At 67.1% G+C, this 21517-nt stretch carries 16 protein-coding genes; 7 read left to right on the forward strand and 9 right to left on the reverse strand.

Annotated features, from left to right (window positions below; genetic code table 11):
* Positions 1-54: 54 nt before the first annotated feature.
* Both GJG85_RS17625 and GJG85_RS35235 read left to right on the forward strand, forming a co-directional pair.
* On the forward strand, positions 55-633 hold the full coding sequence (locus GJG85_RS17625) for a DUF4865 family protein (protein ID WP_179233167.1): 579 nt from the start codon (positions 55-57) through the stop codon (positions 631-633).
* Entirely contained in the window at positions 633-755 is a 123-nt protein-coding gene (locus GJG85_RS35235; protein ID WP_256121801.1) for a hypothetical protein, read from the forward strand. The genes GJG85_RS17625 and GJG85_RS35235 overlap by 1 nt, the downstream gene beginning before the upstream one ends.
* A gap of 82 nt (positions 756-837) precedes the next feature.
* On the opposite strand, the gene GJG85_RS17630 is transcribed toward GJG85_RS35235, so the two are convergent.
* Both GJG85_RS17630 and GJG85_RS17635 read right to left on the reverse strand, forming a co-directional pair.
* Positions 838-3039, reverse strand: coding sequence for a glycoside hydrolase family 3 C-terminal domain-containing protein (locus GJG85_RS17630; protein WP_204384236.1), 2202 nt, complete (start codon positions 3037-3039; stop codon positions 838-840).
* 502 nt (positions 3040-3541) lie between these two features.
* Positions 3542-4801, reverse strand: coding sequence for an oligosaccharide flippase family protein (locus GJG85_RS17635; RefSeq protein ID WP_050010854.1), 1260 nt, complete (start codon positions 4799-4801; stop codon positions 3542-3544).
* Positions 4802-5359: 558 nt separating this feature from the next.
* On the opposite strand from GJG85_RS17635, the gene GJG85_RS17640 reads away from it, so the two are divergent.
* Positions 5360-7213, forward strand: a complete 1854-nt coding sequence (locus GJG85_RS17640; RefSeq protein ID WP_050010856.1) for an alpha/beta hydrolase — start codon at positions 5360-5362, stop codon at positions 7211-7213.
* A gap of 161 nt (positions 7214-7374) precedes the next feature.
* Here the strand turns inward: GJG85_RS17640 and GJG85_RS17645 are convergent, their stop codons facing one another.
* A complete protein-coding gene (locus GJG85_RS17645) occupies positions 7375-7806 on the reverse strand; it encodes a hypothetical protein (RefSeq protein WP_050010858.1) in 432 nt (143 codons plus the stop codon).
* Positions 7807-7940: 134 nt separating this feature from the next.
* On the opposite strand from GJG85_RS17645, the gene GJG85_RS17650 reads away from it, so the two are divergent.
* From GJG85_RS17650 to GJG85_RS17660, 3 genes are read left to right on the forward strand one after another with little or no spacing between them, the layout of a single operon-like run.
* Positions 7941-9158, forward strand: a complete 1218-nt coding sequence (locus GJG85_RS17650; RefSeq protein WP_089489291.1) for a polysaccharide biosynthesis/export family protein — start codon at positions 7941-7943, stop codon at positions 9156-9158.
* 59 nt (positions 9159-9217) lie between these two features.
* Entirely contained in the window at positions 9218-11497 is a 2280-nt protein-coding gene (locus tag GJG85_RS17655; RefSeq protein WP_089489292.1) for a polysaccharide biosynthesis tyrosine autokinase, read from the forward strand.
* Entirely contained in the window at positions 11494-12876 is a 1383-nt protein-coding gene (locus GJG85_RS17660) for an oligosaccharide repeat unit polymerase (protein WP_050010861.1), read from the forward strand. The genes GJG85_RS17655 and GJG85_RS17660 overlap by 4 nt, the downstream gene beginning before the upstream one ends.
* Before the next feature lie 42 nt (positions 12877-12918).
* On the opposite strand, the gene GJG85_RS17665 is transcribed toward GJG85_RS17660, so the two are convergent.
* From GJG85_RS17665 to GJG85_RS17680, 4 genes are all read right to left on the reverse strand, one after another.
* Positions 12919-13971, reverse strand: coding sequence for an acyltransferase (locus GJG85_RS17665; protein WP_089489293.1), 1053 nt, complete (start codon positions 13969-13971; stop codon positions 12919-12921).
* Positions 13972-14101: 130 nt separating this feature from the next.
* Complete coding sequence (locus GJG85_RS17670) at positions 14102-15181, reverse strand: glycosyltransferase family 1 protein (RefSeq protein ID WP_050011080.1); 1080 nt, start codon at positions 15179-15181, stop codon at positions 14102-14104.
* A 21-nt stretch (positions 15182-15202) separates the two neighbouring features.
* Positions 15203-16351: a glycosyltransferase gene (locus GJG85_RS17675; protein ID WP_050010864.1), complete on the reverse strand. Its 1149-nt coding sequence runs from the start codon at positions 16349-16351 to the stop codon at positions 15203-15205.
* Positions 16352-16670: 319 nt separating this feature from the next.
* Entirely contained in the window at positions 16671-17717 is a 1047-nt protein-coding gene (locus GJG85_RS17680; protein ID WP_050011081.1) for a glycosyltransferase family A protein, read from the reverse strand.
* Positions 17718-18006: 289 nt separating this feature from the next.
* Between GJG85_RS17680 and GJG85_RS17685 the strand changes: the two genes are divergently transcribed.
* Entirely contained in the window at positions 18007-19293 is a 1287-nt protein-coding gene (locus GJG85_RS17685; protein WP_050010865.1) for a right-handed parallel beta-helix repeat-containing protein, read from the forward strand.
* A 62-nt stretch (positions 19294-19355) separates the two neighbouring features.
* Here GJG85_RS17685 and GJG85_RS17690 read toward each other — a convergent pair whose 3' ends face one another.
* Both GJG85_RS17690 and GJG85_RS17695 read right to left on the reverse strand, forming a co-directional pair.
* Positions 19356-20933: a mannose-1-phosphate guanylyltransferase/mannose-6-phosphate isomerase gene (locus tag GJG85_RS17690; RefSeq protein ID WP_050010866.1), complete on the reverse strand. Its 1578-nt coding sequence runs from the start codon at positions 20931-20933 to the stop codon at positions 19356-19358.
* Positions 20930-21508: a drug:proton antiporter gene (locus tag GJG85_RS17695; protein ID WP_050011082.1), complete on the reverse strand. Its 579-nt coding sequence runs from the start codon at positions 21506-21508 to the stop codon at positions 20930-20932. The genes GJG85_RS17690 and GJG85_RS17695 overlap by 4 nt, the downstream gene beginning before the upstream one ends.
* Positions 21509-21517 lie beyond the last annotated feature (9 nt).

Genomic DNA, 21517 nt, shown 5'->3' on the forward strand with positions numbered 1-21517 from the left:
CGCTGCGCTCATGCCGTCCGGAATGCCGTCCGTTTCTTTCGCCAGGAGTCGATCATGCTGACCGCGTACTACGTGCACCGCCTGCCGGCGGACTACGACCTCGACATCATCCGCCAGCGTGTGCGCGAGCGCGGTCGCCTGTGGGACGACACGCCGGACCTGCTGTTCAAGGGATTCCTGCTGCGCGAGGCAGGCCGCCACGGCGCGACGGAAAACGGCTACGCGTCGTTTTACCTGTGGCGCAACGAACAGGCGTTCGCGCGGTTCGTGACGGACGGCCGCTATCGGGTCGTGACGGACAGCTTCGGCCGCGCGCCGATCGACACGCAGGTGGCGCTGGACGCGCGCAAGGGCAGTGCGTCGACGGGACGTTTCGCGCGTCTGGAAACGATCGAGATTCCGGCGGATGCCGACCTCGATGCGGCACTGGCGCGGGAGATCGAACGCAATCGCGAAGCGGCGGCACGGCAGGGCGTGGTCGCGGCGGCCGTCAGCCTCGATCCGCTGCGCTGGCGGCTGACGCGTGCGCTCGTGACGGAACACGAACCGGACGACGGCGGCGCGGGCACGGTGTACCAGGTCCTGCATCTGGCGAGGCCGCTGCTCGACACGCTGGAAGCGGGCAGCGCGTGATGGCCGGCATCGTGTCGCGATTGCCGGCCGGCGTGGTGGTGGCCGCGCATCTGGCGGGTGTGGTGGCGGGCATCGCCGCGATTGCGGCGCTTGCGACGATGCTGGCGCTGCTGTTCAGATAAGGCGCTTCAGCGCAGTGGTGGTTCAGAAGGGGCGCCGCGCATGCGATGCACGGCGCCCCCGGGTCGCTTCATCGCCGCTTGCTCAGTGGCCCTGCAAGCGGATATCGCGCGACGACGCGCCGACATACACGGTCCCGCCCGGCACGAGCTTCCAGCCGTTGCGCGACGTATCCCACACGCTCTGCATCCGTGGCGACACGGTCACGCGCACACGCCGCGCCTCGCCCGGATTCAGCCGGACCTTTTCCCAGCCGACCAGCCGCTTCGGCGGCTCGTCCTTGTACGGCACGCCGAGATAGACCTGCGGTACTTCCGCGCCAGCCACGCGCCCGTCGTTGCGCACCGTGAACGCGACGCTCAGCGAGCCGTCCCATTGCTTCGACACCGACAGGCCCGAATACGCGAAGTGCGTATACGACAGGCCGTAGCCGAACTCGAACATCGGCTTGATGTTGCGCGCGTCATACCAGCGGTAACCCATGTTCAGCTTTTCCGCGTACACCGGGTCGGGGTCGAACGTGCCGTTTTGCCCCCACGTCGGCGAGTCCTGATCGCGCGCCGGGAACGTCACGGGCAGCTTGCCCGACGGATTGACCGCACCGAACAGCACGTTCGCGATCGCCTTGCCGCCGGCTTCGCCCGGATACCACGCCTCGACGATGGCCGACACGTTGTCCTTCCACGGCATCAGCACCGGGTTGCCGCTCTGGACGACGACGATCGTATGCGGATTCGCGCGCGCGACGGCTTCGACGAGCGCATCCTGGTTCGACGGGTTCGCGAGGCTCAGGCTCTGCAGATCGCCGAAATCCTCGCCGGCCGGCTGCGCGACCACGACGATCGCGACATCCGAGCGGCCCGCGAGCGCCGCGGCCTGATCGATTTCCTGCTGCGTGTATGCGCGGAACGGCGACTGCTGGTCGCTGTTGCCTGCATACGTGACCTGGGCGGCCGGCGCCAGCGCGCGGATCGCCGCGACGATCGGCACGTCGACCTTGAGCCACGGATTGCGCCACCAGCTGCACCCGGTCGACGACCCGAACGTCAGGCCGCCGCAGCCGGCGAACGAACCCGATACCGGGTCGCGCGTGTTGCCCGAGCCGCCGCCGGACAGCACGGCCGCATCCGCATGGCCGCCGATCACGGCGATACGCGACAGCGCCGACGCGACCAGCGGCAACTGGTTGCCGTCGTTCTTCAGCAGAACGATCGACTGCTCGGCGGCCGCCTGCGCGAACCGGTTGCCGGCCGCGAAATCGATCGTGCCGCCGCCCTGGGCCGGATCGTCCATCACGCCGACACGGATCATCACCGCGAGCTTGCGGCGCACCATGTCGTCGAGGCGCGCGGTCGACACCGAGCCGTTCGCGATCGCCTGCTTGACGGCCGCCGGCGCCAGGTACACGCTCGGCCCGACGTCTTCTTCCTCGTCGAGGCCGGCGTTGATCGCGGCGGCGGTGCTGTGCGTGGCGCCCCAGTCGGACTGAACCTGGCCCTGGAAGCCCCACTCGTTCTTCAGCACGTCGTTCAGCAGGTGAGGGTTCTCGCACGCATAGGTGCCGTTCAGGCGGTTGTAGCTGCACATCACGCTGCCGGGCCGGCCGCGCTTCGCGGCGATCTCGAACGGCAGCAGGTACAGCTCGCGCAGCGTGCGCTCGTCGATCTGCGTATTGCCGCCCATCCGGCCGTGTTCCTGCTCGTTGCCGGCGTAGTGCTTGATCGTGGCGATGACTTTCTGCCGCTGCGTGGCGAGCGTGCGTTCGGCGAGCAGGTCGCCGGCGAGCAGCGGATCCTCGCCGAGATACTCGAACAGGCGGCCGCCGCGCGGCTCGCGCGCGAGGTTGGTGCCGCCGGCGAGGCCCATGCCGAATCCTTGCGCGCGCAACTGGATCGCGACCTGCTTGCCGAAGTCGTACGACAGCCGCCGATCCCAGCTCGCGGCGACCGCGATCGTGGCCGGGAACGTCGTGCTGGCCTGCGACGTGCTGCCGGAGCCGGTCGCCGAATCGACCATGTTGAGATCGGGAATGCCGAGCCGCGGCACGCCCTGGATGTAGCCGGCGCCGCCGCCCGGCACCTTGGACATTTCGTATTGCGAATGAATGAATTGTAGTTTTTCGTCGAGCGTCATCTTGCGCACGAGCAGGTCGGCGCGCCGTTGCGCGGCGGCTGACGCGAACGTGTCGGTCGCGTCAGCCTGCGCATTGAAATCGGCGTCGCCGGCGTAGGCGGTGGTGCAGAGGGTCGCTGCCAGCACGACGGCCGGCCAGAGTGTGTCCCGCATGTTGCTCTCCTGATCGTATTGCCGGTTGTTGGAATGATGTCTGGAGTTGCGTACGTCCGGCGGATTCGCACCGGACGCATTCGGCTGGCGATGCAGGGTGGTTGCGCGTCGGCATGCCAGCCAGGCGGGGAATCGTTACGGCCGGTTGGGCTCGATCGAGCAACGCGGACGGCGACGCGGACCGTCCGATGCTGCCGAATCGGATGTAGCGATTCTCTGCAGCGACTAATCGTACGAATGTAGTTTGACTACAGCATCGGTGTTTCTACCGATACGTGTGATCTTTATTTCGTAGGGACGCGCGGCGGGGCGGAAAGGCGGTCATCGTTCCCGATCGGGCCTGCGCGGCAGAGTAAGAATTGCCTGCGCATGGGGCGCTCGGAGGGGCGGAAGGTCGGGGCGTGTATGCCCGTGCGATATGGTTCGTTGCGCGCGCATCGAACACGAACAGCGTCGGATGCCGGTCGCCCCGTGCGGAAACCGGCGCGGCACCGACAGTGGGCTAGCCGCGTCGAGCGACCGGACTGCCGGGCATCGGAATCCCGGCGCGATAGACGACGGTGGCGAGTGCCGCGGCGACCGCCGCCTCGGCCATCAGCACGGCGACGGCGGCGCCCCGCTCGGCGAAATACCTGGCGAGCACGGGCACCAGCACGATGTTCAGAATGCCCGACGACATCAGGATTCGCGTGAATGCCGACTTCATCCCGAGCGGCAGCATCGTTTGCACACCGAACAGGTCGGTCATGCCGGCCATGAACGGAATGAAGGCCATCCAGCGCAGCACCTGGACCGTCGGTTCGTACGAAGGGCCATACAGGATCCGCACGGCGAGCGGCGCGCCGAAGAAAATCGCGAGCGAGATGCCGAGCACCATCGCGACCTGCACGACGAACAGCTTGCGCAGGAACGAGAACGCGTCGTTGCGCGCATGCCGCATCAGGTAGCTGATGCGCGGATAGGTGGCCGCCTTCAGCGGTTGCAGCATGCTGAGCGCCGCGCGGATCAGCTTGTCGCCGGCGGCGAAGTAGCCGGCCGCGACGTTGCCCGAGACGAAGCCGAGCAGCACGGTGTTGGTCGACGCGTAGAACGCGATCGACGTCGACGCCAGAAACACCTGCCAGCCGCCTTTCAGCGATTCGGCGATGTCGGCCGCGCCGACGCGCACGAAGTCGATTTCACGGTTGAGGTACAGATAGGCCGCCAGCGCGATCGCGGACAGCGTCGGCACCGCTGCGTTGACGATCATCGCGCGATCGATGTCCGCCGGGCTGTGCACGAGCGCGAACATGGCCGGCAGGCTCAGGATGCGCCCGACGAACAGGATCATGCTGAGCGCGCGCAGCTTTTCCATTCCCTGGAAATACCAGCCCGGCGTGAACGCCACGCCGGCGACCATCCCGAACCCGATCAGCAGCAGGTCGCGGTCTTCGCCGAAGCGCTCGACCGCAAAGGTCAGCGCGACGAGCACGACGAAGCAGATCACCGCGATGCCGATCTGCGCGTATAGCGTCGCCCAGAAGATGCGCGAGCGTTCGGCGCGGTTGTCGCGAGCGAGCGCGATGCGCGGCGTGGCGGTCAGGTCGAAGCTGTAGCTCGTGCAGTTGGTGAGATACGCGATGACGGCGAGCGAGAACGCGAGCTGCCCGTAGCCTTCGGGCCCGAGGGCGTGCGTCAGCAGCGGTGCGATCAGCAGCGGCACGGCGTACATCGAAATCTGCAGCGTCAGCAGCAGCAGGAAATTCTTCTTGAGGTTTGACATTCGCTCGGTCGGCGCCGTGAGTGTCGCGGTGCGGCGGCATGGGACCGCGGTGCGCGCGTGCATCCGGTCGGCGCTGACCCGGGTTGCATGGGTGGGTGGCGCGTCCGGCGTCGCCGGGCACGGCCACATCGTATGGCGGCCATGATACGGGCCGCACGGGACGACTATGTTCGCGAGCCTACCGTTCGCGGATTCCGTTCGTGCGCGCGGCATGAATCGCGGCACGGCGCGCGTCGGCGTGCGTTGTCGTCTCGCGACAGCGATGAATCTATTTGTAAGCTGCCGCACCGAAGGACGTTCGAACCGAGTGCTTTAATCGATCGCACTGTTTTGGTTCACGGTGCAAACCGCCCGACGATGCCTCGGGCACGCAACATCACCTCCCGCGGGCATGGGGAGCAGGGCAACGCATGGAACCGGGCGGGCCGCGCAGGGGCGCGGCGGGGGCCGCTGCCGCGCGTTCATCGACGAGTCGCACGATCGTGGATCGCTCATTCCGGTGGAGCGGCCCGAACGCGTGTCCGCGTCCGATAAAAATACCGATCCGAGGAGTACCGATTGAAGCCGATTACGTTCGGCAGCTGCGTGGGGTGGCTGCACGAAGGACAGACGACACAAGGTGTGATCCTGTGCGAATCGCTGGGACACGAGGCATCGTGGACGCACAAGCTCATGCGGGCGATCGCCGAGCGCCTTGCCCGCGACGGCGTCACGGTGTTGCGATTCAACTATCCGTGCACTGGCGATTCCGCGGGCGACGACCGTGACGCCGATCGGTACGCCGCGACCGTCGGCAGCATTCACGATGCGATCGATCTGCTGCGCGACCAGGTCGGTGTCGCGTCGCTGACGCTCGTCGGAATCCGCGCGGGCGCGCTGTTCGCGATGCTGGCCGCCGCGGGCGACGGGCAGCACCCGTCGCCGCGCGTCGACGCATTGGTGGCGCTCGCGCCGGCCGTGCGCGGACGCGCTTATCTTCGCGAGCTGTCGTTCGTGCATCGCCAGTGGCTCGACGTCACGTCGCCTGCGATTCGCACCGCCCATCGTGACGAGCCCTGCATGAACGTGCTCGGGCACCGCTTTCCGGACGATTTCGTCGCCGCGTTGAAGGCGGTCGATCTGTGCGACGTCGTGCGCGCTGCCCCGAGGCTGCCTGATGCGATGCTGCTGATTCAGCCCGATCAGGACGGACCTGCGTTGCGCGATGCGCTGCTCGCGCGGGGCGTGAACGTGGCGGCCGATCCGTTTCGCGAATGGCCGACGACGATGCTGGACGGGACGCGCTCGCGCCTGCCGCTCGCGGCCATCGACACGCTCGCGCGCTGGATCGGCGAACGCGTGCCGCGCACGGCCGCCGGCATCGACCCGATGTGGCGGCATGATCCACCGTGGAACGGCGAATCGGCCGCCGCGCTCGACATGACCGACATGACCGAGCAGGTCGTCGCGGTCGGGCCGGACCGATTGGTCGGCGTACTGTGCCGTCCCGCCGATACGGGGCCGGCGAATCCCGCCGCTCCGGCGCTCGTGATCGCGAACACGTCGACGAATCCGCGAAGCGGCGAAGGCCGCTTCAGCGTGCGCCTCGCGCGGACGCTTGCACGCGCCGGCGTCACGACGCTGCGGATCGACGTGAACGGCGTCGGCGACAGCGGCGCGGCTGCGCTCGACGACCAGTCGCGCGTCGTGTATTCGGCGCAGTCGAGCGACGACGTGGCGGCCGCCGCCGACTGGCTGCGTGCGCTCGGCCATCCTGACGTGGTCGCGGCCGGCATCTGTTCCGGCGCCTATGCGGCATTGCATGCGGCCGTGAAGACGCCGTCGCTCGGCGGCGTGATCGCGATAAACCTGGCGCGCTTCGTGTGGCCGGCCGGGCTCTCGCTCGACGCGGTGCAGAAGCAGCGGAACAACTCGGTGCGCGGTTACTGGCTGTCGGTGCGCGACTGGCAGAAGTGGAAACGCCTCGTGCGCGAACGGCGCGATTTGCGGCCGATCGCGCGCGCCGTCGCCGCCAATGCGATCGCGCGAGTCAGCGTGCCGGTGAAGGAGGCGGCCGCGCGCGTCGGCTGGAAGCCGCGCGCCGGCACCCCACGCGGCGTGATGCACGTGCTTGCGCAACGCAATGTCCGCACGACCCTGGTATATGGCGCGCTCGATCCCGGCATCGACGATGTCCGGCGCCACTTCGGCGCGATCGAGCACGCATTCAGATGCTCGCGTCACGTGCGGCTGCACCTCGAGCCGCAGGTCGATCACGCGGTGTACGGCGCGGTCGGCACGGACATCGTGATCGAGCGGTGCTTGCAGGCGCTCGGTCGCGACTTGACGAGGCCGGCCGTGCACGTTGCCGATCCCGTCGCGCGTGAAGCGGCTGCGGGATCGTACGCAAACGTGTCGGTCGGCAGTCCGTGATGCGGGCGGTGCCGCATGCGTCGGCGCTTTGGGGCGCGATCCCCGCTTCGTATGAAGATCGACGTTCGGTGGGGTCGCTCACAGACGCGCCGTTCGCCGTGGTGTCCAATCCCTTATCGATGCATGCACGGTCGTGCCGCGGCATGACCGGCCGGGACGGGTCAGTCGCGATCGCCCGGCTCCGCATAGGGTGATTTCGCGTAGGGCGATGCGTACAACGTGTCGCTGCGCCATACGTCGTCGGCGGGCGCATGGGCGACCTGCGCGCGATGTGGCCGCGTCGGCACGAGCGGCCGGCGCAACGCGATGCGGGCCCGCGTGTCGGGCTGGACGGCGGCGCTCGCGGCTGAACGAGCGATCGCGGGTGCTGTCGCCGCAGATGCAGCCACGGACGCAGTCGCGGCGGGTTCGGCGGCCGCACTTGCGCCGGCAGCTTGCGCCGAGCGTTGTGGCGGCACCGGCGCAACGAGCGTCGACGACGCGAAGGGCGATGTATCGGCAGGCGTGCCGGACAGCGTTTGCGCACCGGCGGTACAGAGGAAGCCGGTCGACACGATGCAGACGAACGGCGCAAGCGACGAAGAGAAGTTCATGACGGATCGTACGGAATGACGTGCGGTGAAGAGGGTGGTGCGGCATGCAAGCTGCAATGCAAGCCGCGCTGGGCAAGCGTAATGCCGGAATTCGCCGCGTTCGGCGGGTTACCGCACAGTTTTGGAAGGACACCATGTCAATCACCACGCAACCGGAATCGACGCGCGGCACGCCGCGGCCCGGCGCCCGTCGCGCACCGTGGCTGTCGCGCATGGCGATCGTGGCGGCCGCATGCGCGCTGAGCGCATGTGTGCTGTCGCCGGGCATGACTTACCGCGCGCCGGCGGAGCGCGACGCGAATGCGCGCGTGAGCGCCGACGCATCGGGGTCGGGCGGCCTCGACGGCGTGCAGAACGTGTCGAGCGAGGATCTGATCGAGATCACGCCGGCATTCGTCGCCCAGCACCAGGCGGGGCGGTCGGCCAATGTCGACGCGGAGATCCGCCGGCTGTTCGGCAAGCCGACGCCGTATACGATCGGCCCCGGCGACGTGCTGGGCATCGTCGTATGGGACCACCCCGAATTGAACCTGCCGACGACACAGACGCTCGGCGGCGGTGACGGCGTCGGCGCCAGCTCGGTCGCGACGGGCTATACGGTCGACGCGACCGGCAACGTCCAGTTCGCGTACGCGGGCCTCGTGCACGTGGCGGGATTGACCGAGGCACAGGCGCGCGCGCTGCTGACGAAGCGGCTCGGCGAATACGTGCGCAAGCCGCAGCTCGCACTGCGCGTGCAGAGCTACCGCAGCAAGCGGGTCTATCTCGACGGCGAGGTGCGCACGCCGGGCCTGCAGATCGTCAACGACATGCCGATGACGCTGCCCGAGGCGATCGACCGCGCGGGCGGTTTCACGCCGACGGCCGATCGCTCGCAGGTTTCGGTGACGCGCGGCGACACGACCGTGAACGTGAGCCTGCCTGCCCTGATCGCGGCGGGCGTGAATCCGTCGAACATCCTGTTGCGCGACGGCGATCTCGTGCGCGTGCGTGCGGCGAGCGACGCGAAGGTATTCGTGCTCGGCGAGGTATCGCGGCCCGCGACGCTGACGTTGACCGACGGCCGGATGAGCCTCGGCGAAGCGCTCGGCGACACGGGCGGCGTGAGTCAGTACACGTCGGATGCGCGCCAGGTGTTCGTCGTGCGCCGCGGCCCCGACAATCGCCCGCGGGTGTACCACCTCGACGGCAGCTCGCCCGCGTCGTTCGCGCTCGCCGACCAGTTTCCGCTCGAGCGGCGCGACGTCGTGTTCGTCGATGCGTCATCGCTGGTGCGCTGGAGCCGCGTCGTGAACCTGCTGATTCCGTCGTCCGCGCAAGGTGCGCTGACGGCGAAAGCCATTTCGCCGTGATGCCCGAGGCGGATTTCGTGACCGCGACCGTGCGTCGCGCCATACGGGACTGATGCTGTATGAACACTTCGACCCTGCCTGACCCGCACAGCGGGCGCATTCTGCGGCCGTCCTATCCGGTGCGCCGCTACTGGAGCATGCTGTATGGCGGCCGGCGACTGATCGTCTGCACGGCGCTCGCGGGCGCGCTCGCGGGCGGCCTGTATGCGCTGTTCGCGGCTCCCGTTTACCGCTCCGACATCCTGTTTCAGGTCGAGCAAAGCCAGACCGATTCGAAGCAGACGTCGCCGCCCGGCGATCCGTCATCGGTGTTCGATCTGAAGACCGATGCATCGACCGAGATCGAGGTGCTCAAATCCCGTGCGGTGCTCGACCGCGCGATCCAGAGCACGAACCTCGCCCTCGACGCACGGCCGCATTACCTGCCGCTGATCGGCTGGCGCTTCGTGAACGCGGCCGACGGGCTGTCGTCGCCGTTGCCGGGCGGATACGTGTATGGCACCGAGCGCATCGACGTGCCGACCTTCGACGTGCCCAAGCGCCTGCTCGGCAAGCGTTTCGCGCTGACCGTCGGCGACGACGGCGCCTACACGCTGCAGCGCACGGGCTTTTTCGGCCGGAAAGGACCGGCATGGCAGGGCCGCATCGGCCAGCCGCTGCACGTCGAGACGCCGCAGGGGCCGATCGACGTGTTCGTGCGCGACGTGGCCGGCCAGCCCGGCGCACGCTTCGACCTGACGCGCTACAGCGACGAGGAGGCGACGACGTGGCTGCAGAAGAACGCGCTGATCTCGGAGCGCGGCAAGCAGTCGAACATGATCGGCGTGACGCTCGACGGCATCGATCCCGTGCACGACAGCCGTGTGCTGAACGCGATCGGAGATGCGTATCTGGCGCAGAACACGCAGCGCAAGTCCGAGGCGGCCGACAAGCTGATCCGATACATGGACGGCCAGTTGCCGCAATTGAAGGCGCAGCTGGAAGCGGCGGAGAGCCGCTTCAACGCATTCCGTGCATCGCACGGGACGGTCAATACGAGCGATGAGGCACTGGCATTGCGTCAACAGTCGGTCGACATCGAGACACGCGTGCAGACGCTGCAGCAGCGGCGCGAGGAACTGCTGACGCGCTTCATGCCGAAGCATCCGGCCATCGTGGCCGTCGATGCGCAGCTCGCCGATGCGCAGCGCGCGCTCGACACGGCCCGCAAGCAGATCCAGCAACTGCCGACCGTCGAGCAGGGCGTGCTGCAACTGCAGCGCGACGTGGCCGTCGACACCGCGCTGTACACGAACCTGCTCAATACGCGCCAGCAGATGGTCCTCGCGCGTGCCAGCAAGACGGGCACCGTGCGGATCGTCGATACGGCGAAGGTCGCCGAGCAACCGATCGGTCCGCATCGCGGGGTCGCGGTGGTCGGCTTGCTGATGGTCGGCCTGATGGCGGGCGCGGCGATCGTGGTCGCCCGGCAGCGTGTCGTTGGCACGATCGGCGACGCGGAGGAAATCGAGTGGGCGACGGGTTTGCCGGTGTTCGCGACGGTCCCGCACAGCGCCGTCGCGGCACAAGCGGAGCTGCGGTCAAAGGTGCGCCGGCGCGGCCAGCGCATGCTGGCGACGCAGGCCCAGGCCGACGGACAGGATGCGGCGCTCGAAAGCCTGCGCAATTTCCGGGCGGCGCTGCAACTGTCGATGCCGGCCGCATCGAATCCCGTCGTGCTGATTTCCGGCCCGACGACGGGCGTCGGCAAGTCGTTCGTCGCGGCCAACATCGCGTCGCTCGTGGGCGCCGCGAAGCGGCGCGTCCTGCTGATCGATGCCGACTTGCGCAAGGGCTCGCTGCACGACCGGTTCCGCTATAGCCGCGCGCCAGGGCTGTCCGACGTGGTGGCGGGCACCCACACGCTCGACGACGCAATCAAGCGCGGCGTCGCACCGGGCCTGGATTTCATCGCGATGGGCAACGTCGTTCCCGATCCGGGCGAACTGCTGCTGCAGCCCGCGCTCGCCGAACTGATCGAGCGGGTCGCATCTCGCTACGACATGGTCGTGCTCGACGGCCCGCCGTTGCTCCCGGTCGCCGATGCGCTGGTGCTGGGGCGCCTGGCGGGCGCCGTGTTCCTCGTCGCGCGGAGCGGCGTGACGACGTTGACGGAACTCGATGAAAGCGCGCGGCGGCTCGAGCACGCGCATATCGGCGTACGGGGCGTGATCCTGAACGACTACAAGGGCGCGCCGGGACGGTACGACTACGGCTACAACGATGCGAACACGCATCAGGCCACGTCCGGGTTGACGGGGATGATGGCGTCGCGGCAACGGGCGGAACGCCCGTCATGAACCGGCGAGCGGGCAGGGCTGGAGGCGGGCCGCGACCAGGCCCGGCGACGTTGCGCGGGATGGCGCGCGTGCGCGGTGCGGCGGGCGGTTACACGGGCTACTGGTGGGAAGATCCGGCCCGGCTCGTGCTGATGTTCATCCTGCCGTTGTACGGATTGCTGTCGCTCAGCCTGCTGGGCGACCAGAAGTCGATCGCGAGAATCTATTTCGACGGCTACTACGCGTTCGTCGGCGCGCTGTTCCTGATGGTGGTGGCGGCCACGGCGTGGCTCGCGACGACCGAAGCGCGGACGCGGCGCGGGCCGCCGGAAACGCCCGTCGAGGTGCCGCCGCGCGTGCTCGATTGCCTGTTTGCACTCGCGCTGTTCGGCAATCTCGTGATGATGAGCGGAGTCATCGCGCGTCCGGCGCTGCTGCTCGAGTTCCTGCACGGGCAGGCTACCGCGTACGACATGCTCCAGCAGATCGGTCGGATCACCGGGTTGAGTTCGTTCACGCAGGCGACGGCGCCGTTCGTCGCGCTCTATTTCTACGTGTTCCGAACGCCGGCGAAGGGCCTGAACCGCTACAAGATCTACATGGCCGTGCTCGCGGTGCTGACGCTGCTGCGCAGCTTCCTGTTCGCGGAGCGCCTCGCGTTGATCGAGATGGTGATGCCGCTCGCGTTGATGGTCGTGCGGTTCCGGCTGCACGGCCGGTATGCGCGGCTGCTGACGCTCGGGCCGTACGCGGCGATCCCGCTGTTGTTCGCGCTGTTTATCGCGAACGAGTACAACCGTTCATGGGAAGCCTATTACGTCAACATCTACGACAACATCTTCGACTTCGCGCTCGAACGGCTCGGCCTGTACTATTCGACGTCGCTGAACAACGGTGCGGGGATGCTCGCCGTGCTCGGTTGGGGGCAGGGCCATCCGATGTTCACGTTCGATTGGCTGATGCGCTTTCCGGTGATCGGCGCGACGTTCCAGCCGTGGTTCGATTCGAGCGACAGCTTCAACCTGTTTCTGAACAGCTACGCGGACCCGGAATTCAACAATCCGTCCGGGATCTTCGTCCACTTCTATGAATGGGGCTGGTTCGGGCTGCTCGACGCAACCGTGCTCGGCTGGATGGTTGGCCGCAGCTATGCGGGCTGGCGCAGCGGCAACGGATTCTGGTGCTGCGCGCACGCGGTGCTCTACGTGTCACTGATGGAAATCATGCGTACGCCAAATCTGTTCAGCGGACGCAATTTCCTGCCGATCGTGTTGCCGATCATCGTGTTCCATTGGTTCGGGAAGCGCCCGGCGGGCGTTGGGCCTTCCGGGCATACGGGATCCGGACGCGGGACGCGCGCCGCGGAAACGAACGAGCGGGGCGGCAGTGCAACGGCATAGCAGCTCGCAGGGCGCCCGGACCTCGGGATGATCGCGCGAAGCTCAAGCGGTACGCGTTCGTACCGCCGTGTCGCGTCCTGGCCACGCGGGGAAGCCGGCAATGTGCGCGAAGCCTGTCCGCAATGCGACCAGATAGACGACGATCGGGATCGCGACACCGGCCAGCGTGCCGAGTACGAGGTGTAAGGCGAGATCGGTGATGCCGGCGCGCATCAGCACGATCCGTACGGCCGCCATCGCGAAGATGTGGGTCAGGTAGATCGGCATCGATGCGCAACCGATTGCCGCCAGCCATGCCGCGCGTGCCGGCTGCGACGCATACCGATGCGCGAGTTGCAGCGTCAGCGCGATGCCCGAGAACGCGGCGGGAAGCGCCCAGATGCTCGTCGCGCCACCGAAGCCGTGAGCGAATACAACTGCGGCGACGAATGCCGTTGCCGTGGCGGCGCATGCGGTTGGCCCGCTGTTGCGCGCGAGCCAGCCGGGCAACGCCTGCGACGCAATGACGCCCGTCACGAAGAACGGTGCGTTCATCAGCGTGATCGACAGGATGCCCCACTGCGTCGCCGCGCCGAGTACCAGCCCGAGCACCGCGCATCCGGCGAGCCAGCCGCGCGCCCGCGATGGCATGGGTGAACGCGTCGTATTCGGCACGGCCGCCGCGAAAGCCCGGATGCCGAGCATGCAGAGCATCAGCGCGTACAGGAACCAGAACTGTGCGAACGGTCGCCAGCCGATCGCCAGCAGGTCGTCCAGCGTGAACGGATGATTGGTGCCGTGCGACGCCATTGCAATCTGCACGGCGCCCTGCGCGATCGACCACAGCAGGTACGGATACACGATCGTCCTGATCTTCGACCACAAGAAACCGTCCGGCGCGCGGCGCAGCGAGCTGCAGACGTGCAGGCCGGACAGGAAGAAGAACAACGGCATGTGGAACGTGTAGATCACGTAGTCGTTCCACGCGAATGCCGTGTCGGCCGCGCCTGTCGGCACAAGGTCGGCGGAAACGGCACCGCGCAGCACGTGGCCGTATACGACAAGAATGATTCCCGCGCCGCGGGCGACATCGAGGCTGGTTTCGCGAGCAGTCATGATGAAGGGGCGGTCGGCCCGTCAGGTTCCGCACCGCCGGGATATCGGACAGTCGTTCACTGTATGGCGGACCGATGCGCAGGACAGTGCGGTGGGCGACAGTGGGTCGTCGTGCAGCCCGACGGATGTCCTACAGCCCCTCGAATATCGCCTTCATCATCTCGGCGCTTCGGCTCCAGCGATACTTCTCCGCGTGCAGGCTTCCCTTGCGTTTGAGCTCGGCCCTGAGTGCGTCGGAATCGAGCAGGCTCCGCAATTTCCGCGCGATGTCGTCCTGCGAATACGGATCGCAGTACAGCGCCGCATCGGCACAGACTTCCGGCAGGGCCGCAGATTTGCCGACTACGACCGGGCAGCCGTAGCGCATCGCCTCGAGAGGCGGTATGCCGAAGCCTTCGTAGATCGACGGATACAGGAAGCACGCGGCGTGCTGATACAGCGCCTTCAATTGTTCGTCGCTGATATAGCCGACGTACTTGACGTTCGGTTCCGCCGCCGCCATGAGGTCCTGCTTGCCGAACACGGTGGTGTTCTGCATCCCGACGATGACGAGATCGACCGACGGATCGTCGATCTGCCTGAACGCCGCGATCAGCCGGCCGAAGTTCTTGGTGGGATTCATGCTGCTGACCGCGAGCACGAACCGGTTCGGTGTCAGCGCATGCTTATCGAGCACGCTGGTGTCCGGTTCCAGGGTGTCGAGATGATCCGCGCCGAGCGGCACGACGCTGATCTTCTCCGCGGCAACCCCGCAGTGATGCGCGAGGCGATCCCGCGAGAAATAGGAGTTGGTCAGCACGCAGACGGAGGTTCGCGCCAGGATCCAGAACATGACCCGGTACCACATGCGAAACGGGCGGGAGAAATGCGCGGGGGTGTCGAACACGGCCGCGTCGTGCATGTAGATGATCTGGTTGCCGATGAAAATGGATGCCGAATTGCTGAGATTGACGATGCGGCCGCGGCGTGCGAACAACGGGAGCACCAGCTGTTCCCACACCACGCCCTTGTAAAAGCCGACTTTGACCATCTTCGCTCCGCTTACCTCGATGCCCGGCTGCGGAGGCACCAGCACGGTTACCGGATCCTGCGGCTGAAACTTGATCAATGCGGCGATCAGCTCGCGTGCGACGCGTTGCACCCCGGTTGTCTTCTGCGTGGTGAATCGGCCGTTGTATACGAGTGGCTTCGGTTTCTTGAACGAGATCATGTCCATAAGGGGATATCGAAATCAGGCTTTGACGTGATCCGCTGCAACCGGCTTGAACTCGCGCGTGTCGACGCGCGGCTCGTCGGTGCCGAGTCCGTAAAGCGCATGCCATTGCCGGAAGATCGCGCTCATCGAAAACCGCTGAATGGCCCGCTTTCGCGCGGCATCACCCATCCGCTCGCGAAGCTGCCGATCGTCGCGAAGGGCGGTCACGTACTCGACCATCTCGTCGGCGGTTGACGCGACATAGCCCGTCACACCATGAATCACCACGTCGCGATTGCCGACAACGTTCGTCACGACGGCCGGAATTCCGGCAACCTGCGCTTCGATCAGCGCGACCGGCATGCCTTCCCAGCGCGAGGTCTGGACATAGATGTCGAGTTCCGACGTCAGCGCCAGCGCGCGTTCGCGGGTTACCCAGCCACTGCATGCGACGGCCTCGCGCGCGGCGGAATCCGGGATCTCGGCCGCGTTGCCGCCGATCCACAGAAACTCGACGCTGGCGCCGTGCAACATGTCGGCGAGTCGCACGAATGCTTCATGGTTCTTCTGGAACGACGCGCGGCCGCTCATCCCGATCACGACCTTGTGGTCGTCGCGCGTACGGCGGGCCGGAATCTCCGCGACGTTCACGCCGTTTTCCACCAGGACCGCCGATCTTGGCCTGACTTTTCCGTTGATCTCGCCGAGCTCGCTGCCCGAGCACGCGACAATGGTGCCGCCGATGCGCGCCGCGATGCGCTCGAAGCTCAGATAAGCGAACTGCTTGATGGGCGACACGTCGCAGCGCAGGAATGACAGGCCGTGTGGCGAGTAGAGAACCGTTGCATTCGGGGCGGCGATCCGGGCAGCGATACGTCCCAGCACGCCGGCCTTCGACGAGTGCAGATGAATCGCGGTCGGCTTGCAGTCGCGCAGGGTACGGACGAGCGCGTGCACACTCCGCAGATCCTGCCGGACGTTGACCTCGCGCACCATGTCGACATAGACCAGCTTCACGTCGGGCCGGAACAGCGTCGAGAAATCGGCCGGCGTTTCCGGCCGGATCGCGTGCAGGACCGTCACGTCCACGCCGGCCGCGGCGGCATGGTTGGCGAGATAGGTGAGCATCGACAGCACGCCGCCGCCGAATGCTTCGGCAATATGAACGATCTTTTCCTGGGTCATCTCTCGGTCTGTCGATTCGGTCGCGCTGTTCGTTACCCAGTGCGACGATGGAGGCGGCGTATCGTCAAGTCGTCAGCGGACCACGCATGCCGTACGTCCTATCCATTACGCATTCCTGATTGATTGATGCGCGATCGCCGCCGCCATTGCTTCCGGTCTGTCGGACTTGATCGCGCGAACACGCCACGTGGCGGCGAACATCTACGCGCCACGCATGCATCAATTGGTCCGGACCATTGTGAAGCGCACGCCGCACGCACTCGGTGCGATGGCTAACCGAACAAGCGAATCGGCAGCCGCAGTCGCGTCCGGATGGGATTCATCGCGCGCCGGTGCGTTGGTCGGGCGACTTGCGTACGCGAGCGAGCGGATTGGACAGATAGCGGATCGCGCGATTGCTCAGCGTTGACGATGGCAGCAAGCACGCGAGCGACAACACGGTAACCGCCACTTTCTTGGCCGGGCGCCAGAACGGGTTGCGCAGCACGGTGTGCCAGTAGCGTCCCGATTCGCATAGGAACCAGCGCCAGCGCCGCGCGAGCGGCGCGCGATACAGCGTGCTCGCGAAGCGCGCCTTCTCGATGGCGAAGTCGAGCGGGGCCATCGGTAGCGCTTCCCGCAACCGCGTGCCGGCAAGCGTGCGCAGGATCGACCAGCGGCGTTCGGCCTTCAATGCACCGGTTGCCGCGTCTTCCGAGTTGGCGAGCGCGAGGGCCGGGCCGTCGGCCGCGCTTGTGTTCGACTGCTGGTGCATGCGATAGCCGCCGAGCGTCGCATCGATCATGTGGACGGCACCGAGCAGCGCGATGCCGTAGATCGCGTAGAAATCGGCGCCATGGAGATTGTCGGCAGTGACGGGCACCGGAAAAATGCGTTTCAGCGCAGCGACCTGGTACGCATTGCCCGATGCAGGCGGCGACGGGTACAGCCAGCCCGCGCGCAACAGGCGGCCGCAATCCGTATCGATCACCGACTGCGGCACGCTCGCGCCGGTTCGCGCGCCATCGTGCGCGATCACGTCGAGCCGGAAATGGACCTTCACGAAATCGCCGGATGCGAACGCGGCGAGCACGCGTGCCGCGGCGTCGGCATAGAGCAGGTCGTCCGCGTCGAGCAGGATGACGTAGCGCGACGTGACGTGCTCCAGCGCGCGGTTGTACGCGGCAACCTGACCGCGATTCTCCTGGAACACCGCGGCAATGCGCTCGCCATACGAGCGAATGATGTCGCGCGAATCGTCGGTCGACCCGTCATCGACGATCAGAACGCGGACGCCGTGCGCGGTCTGTGCGAGCGCCGAGTCGATCGCGTCGCGCAGGTACTTGCCGTGGTTGTAGTTGCAGATTGCGATGGTCAGGTCGGTCATGTGCGGAAGTCGGACGGGCGCGCGGACGATCGGGGTCATGATACGGATCGCGCGGCTGCGCACAGTTCGCGAGCCTACCGTTCGGGAGTGCGCGCGCGCATGGCATATCGCGTCGTCGATGCGGTACTGGAGCGCTTGGTCTGATGACGCACCGAAGCCGTTCGGAGCCCCTGATCTAATCGACGTTGGAGCATCGCCGCTTTCGTCGGCTTAGCGGACAGGCCACGCAGCCGGCCGTCAATACGTGCGGTTCGACGTGCACGAAGACTTGTCAGGGAAACGATACGATATGCATGAATTGCAACGCCTGTCGCGCTTTGTGGTCGCCGGCATGTGCATGGCGGGCGCGCTATCGTGGCCGGCGCTCGCCGCGCCCGCCACCTCCGCGACCCAACCGGCCGCGCTTGATGCGGCGGTACCGGACGCGTACGTGCGTCCGGACCCCGCCGCGGCCGATCAGGGCGACGCGCTGCAACGCGCGCTCGACGCGCTGCGGCCGGGGCAGCGGCTTGTATTCGCACCGGGGCGGTATGTCGTCGGCCGGTCCCTCGTCGTGCGGCAGGCGCGTGTGGTGCTGTCGGGCTTCGGCGCGACGCTGATCGCGACAGCGCCGAACGATCAGACGATCGAGTTGCACGGCGACGGTACGACGCTCGTCGGGTTCCGGCTCACGGGAACCGGCACCACGCGTCTCACGACGCCGGAGTCGACGAAGATCGAGGTAACGGGGCGCGACGTGCAGGTGCTCGACAACATCGTCGACGGTGGCGCAGGCGCGGGCATTTTCGTGTTCGGCGGTGCGGATGTCGCGATCGTCGGCAACGAGGTGCTGTCGACGCTGGCGGACGGCATTCACATGACGCACGGCTCGCGCAACGTGCTGGTGCAGGGCAACGTCGTGCGTGGAACCGGCGACGACATGATCGCCGTCGTGAGCTACCAGGCGGAAGGCGTGCTGACCCGCAACGTGATGATTACCGGCAACTCGCTGGAAGGCAACCCGTGGGGCCGTGGCATCACCGTCGTCGGCGGCGCGAACGTGACGATTTCAAACAACATCGTGCGCAACGTGCAGGTCAGCGCCGGGATTCTCGTCGCTCAGGAAGACAGCAACCGCACGGTCGGCTCGTCTGACGTCCGGATCGAGCGCAACGTGATTGCCGATATTCAGACGGCGACAGGTCGGACCGATTCGCGTCCGCTCACGCAGCAAGCAGCGATCGAGGTCAGCACGTGGTCCGGTTCGGTGTCGCGCGTGACCGTGATCGGCAATCGCGTTTCGAATGCGCGATTCGATGGCATTCGGTTGTGGGGCAACGTGTCGGACATACGGCTGGCGGACAATCAGCTGTCGGGGATCGGCGGCATGCCGGTGCGGGCCGGACCTGAACCGGATTGCGCCGCCGGCGCGTCCGCAGGTTCGTCCGCGAACCATCGGGCAAGGGGCGCGCCGTGCACGAGCACGCGCCTGTCTCGGCCGGGCGCGCCCGACGCCGTCGGCGCCGATACGTCACTGCTGCCACGCGTGCGCGAATCCGTCAGACGGGCGCGCTGGTCCCAACGCGGCGTCGATTGATCGTGCGGGGCGCGGCCAACGCGCCGGCGCGATTCGCATGCACCTGTCCGACGCTCGTCCGGCTAACCGGGTTCTCCGGCCGAGAGCGATACGACCGGCGTGGGTTGCGCGGAAGTCGTCCTTGACGATGGCTGAACCGTCCCGACGACCGCCCGCCCATACTGATCGTCGAACCGCACGATATCGTCCTCGCCGAGATAGTTGCCCGATTGCACCTCGATGATTTCGAGCGGAATCCGGCCGGGATTCTCGAGTCGATGCACTTCGCCGACGGCGATATACGTCGATTCGTTCTCGCACAGCAGGAACGTCTCGGCGCCGCGCGTGACCTTCGCGGTGCCGCGCACCACGATCCAGTGCTCGGCACGGTGATAATGCATCTGCAGCGACAGCTGCCTGCCGGGTTCGACGACGATCCGCTTCACCTGGAAGCGCTCGCCGAAATCGATCGAATCGTAATGGCCCCACGGCCGCTGCACCTTGCGGTGCTCGCTCGCCTGCGGGCGCTGGTCGGTCTTCAGGCGCGCGACGATGTTCTTCACGCGCTGCACGTCGTGCTTGTTCGCGACCAGCACCGCATCGGCCGTCTCGATCACGACGACGTCCTTCATCCCGACGCACGCGATGAGGCGGCCTTCGGAGCGCACGAGGCTGTCCTGCGTATCCTCGAACACGATCGGCCCGCGCGCGACGTTGCCCTGATCGTCCTTCGGCATGATTTCCCAGATCGCGTCCCACGTGCCGACGTCCGACCAGCCGGCCGCGAGCGGCACCACGATGCCTTCGATGCCGAGCTCGCCGTGTTGCGCGAGGCGCTCCATCACCGCATAGTCGATCGAATCAGACGGGCACGCGTCGAAGGCCGCCGCATCGATCCGGAAGAACGGATCGTCGGCGACGCCCGCGCGCCATGCGTTCTCGCAGGCGGCGTGGATGTCCGGCGCGAGCGCGCCGATCGCCTTCAGCCAGACCGATGCGCGCGTGACGAAGATCCCGCTGTTCCACCAGTAATCGCCCGATTGCAGATAGCGTTCGGCCAGCGCCGCATCGGGTTTTTCGACGAAACGCCCGATCGCGTAGCCGCCCTGGCTGCCGTGGCGGCCCGAGCGCGGCTCGCCCACCTGGATGTAGCCGTAGCCCGTCTCCGCGCGGCGCGGCAGCACGCCGAGCGTGACGATCGCGCCTTCCTGCGCATAGCGCGCCGCGCGTGCGATCGCGTCCTGGAACGCGCCGACGTCGACGATCACGTGATCGGCCGGCATCACGGCGAGCACGGGGTCGTCCGCGAGCGCGCTCGCGTCGAGCGCGGCCAGCGTCAGCGCGGGCGCGGTGTTGCGCGCGGCCGGCTCCAGCAGGATGCGGGCGGGCGCCGAGCGGCCGTGCACCTGCTCGGCGCTCATGAAGCGATGCTGTTCGCCGCAGACGAGCAGCAGCGTATCGCCGAGCGACGCGTTCGCGATGCCGTTCAGGCGGCGCGCCGTCGCCGACAGCGGCGACTCGTTCGAGACCAGCTCGATCAGTTGCTTCGGATACTGCTCGCGCGACAGCGGCCACAGCCGCGTGCCGGAGCCGCCGGCGAGAATCACCGGCAGGATGCTCGGCAGATCGGGTTCGGGAACCGGGCGAAGGGTAGGGGTCATCGGTTCGCTCCGGTATCGGCGGGTAGCCGGGTGCGCGCGCGGCCGTCCGCGCGCGTGTCGTCGTTGCGGGAGACGGAAACGGCCCGCGACAGCAGGTGACGCAGCGCGCCGGCTGCACGGTCGGCCGACCGTACCAGGCCGACGAACGGCGCACCCTGTTCGAGATACGGGCCGTAGGCCTTGCGGAATCCGAACTGTTTGTAGAATGCCTGACGCGGCGCGGGGACGTGCGTGCGCACCGCGGTGTCCGGCCATGCGGCCTGCGCGGCGGTGAGCGCGCGCCCGATCAGGCGTTCGAGCGTGTCGTCGTCGCGGCAGCTTTCGCTCGTCAGCACCTTGTCGATCACGACGTCCGGATCGATGTCGTCGCCGGGCAGGATGCGCGCGTACGCGGCGACTTCCGTCGTGTCGCCGTTGCGCACGCTCGCATAGACGTGCAGCGCGCCCGCGTCCTTGCCGTCGATGTCGAGATGCGTGTGCGCATCCTCGACCACCAGCACGGCGTTGCGCGCGCGCAGGATTGCGTAGAGATCGACGGCGCTCAGGTGTTCGAATTCACAACAATGCCATTCCATGATGCGGTC

The sequence above is a fragment of the Burkholderia sp. MS389 genome (assembly GCF_016899425.1).
In the GTDB taxonomy this organism is placed as follows: Bacteria; Pseudomonadota; Gammaproteobacteria; order Burkholderiales; family Burkholderiaceae; genus Burkholderia; species Burkholderia sola.

Excerpts from the sequence above, each read along its gene's own strand:
- GJG85_RS17675 (WP_050010864.1), bottom strand. The coding sequence starts at position 16,351 with ATGACCCAGGAAAAGATCGTTCATATTGCCGAAGCATTCGGCGGCGGC.
- GJG85_RS17650 (WP_089489291.1), top strand. The coding sequence starts at position 7,941 with ATGTCAATCACCACGCAACCGGAATCGACGCGCGGCACGCCGCGGCCC.
- GJG85_RS17680 (WP_050011081.1), bottom strand. The coding sequence starts at position 17,717 with ATGACCGACCTGACCATCGCAATCTGCAACTACAACCACGGCAAGTAC.
- GJG85_RS17695 (WP_050011082.1), bottom strand. The coding sequence starts at position 21,508 with ATGGAATGGCATTGTTGTGAATTCGAACACCTGAGCGCCGTCGATCTC.
- GJG85_RS17665 (WP_089489293.1), bottom strand. The coding sequence starts at position 13,971 with ATGACTGCTCGCGAAACCAGCCTCGATGTCGCCCGCGGCGCGGGAATC.
- GJG85_RS17655 (WP_089489292.1), top strand. The coding sequence starts at position 9,218 with ATGAACACTTCGACCCTGCCTGACCCGCACAGCGGGCGCATTCTGCGG.
- GJG85_RS35235 (WP_256121801.1), top strand. The coding sequence starts at position 633 with ATGGCCGGCATCGTGTCGCGATTGCCGGCCGGCGTGGTGGTGGCCGCG.
- GJG85_RS17690 (WP_050010866.1), bottom strand. The coding sequence starts at position 20,933 with ATGACCCCTACCCTTCGCCCGGTTCCCGAACCCGATCTGCCGAGCATC.
- GJG85_RS17670 (WP_050011080.1), bottom strand. The coding sequence starts at position 15,181 with ATGATCTCGTTCAAGAAACCGAAGCCACTCGTATACAACGGCCGATTC.
- GJG85_RS17635 (WP_050010854.1), bottom strand. The coding sequence starts at position 4,801 with ATGTCAAACCTCAAGAAGAATTTCCTGCTGCTGCTGACGCTGCAGATT.
- GJG85_RS17685 (WP_050010865.1), top strand. The coding sequence starts at position 18,007 with ATGCATGAATTGCAACGCCTGTCGCGCTTTGTGGTCGCCGGCATGTGC.
- GJG85_RS17645 (WP_050010858.1), bottom strand. The coding sequence starts at position 7,806 with ATGAACTTCTCTTCGTCGCTTGCGCCGTTCGTCTGCATCGTGTCGACC.
- GJG85_RS17660 (WP_050010861.1), top strand. The coding sequence starts at position 11,494 with ATGAACCGGCGAGCGGGCAGGGCTGGAGGCGGGCCGCGACCAGGCCCG.
- GJG85_RS17625 (WP_179233167.1), top strand. The coding sequence starts at position 55 with ATGCTGACCGCGTACTACGTGCACCGCCTGCCGGCGGACTACGACCTC.
- GJG85_RS17630 (WP_204384236.1), bottom strand. The coding sequence starts at position 3,039 with ATGCGGGACACACTCTGGCCGGCCGTCGTGCTGGCAGCGACCCTCTGC.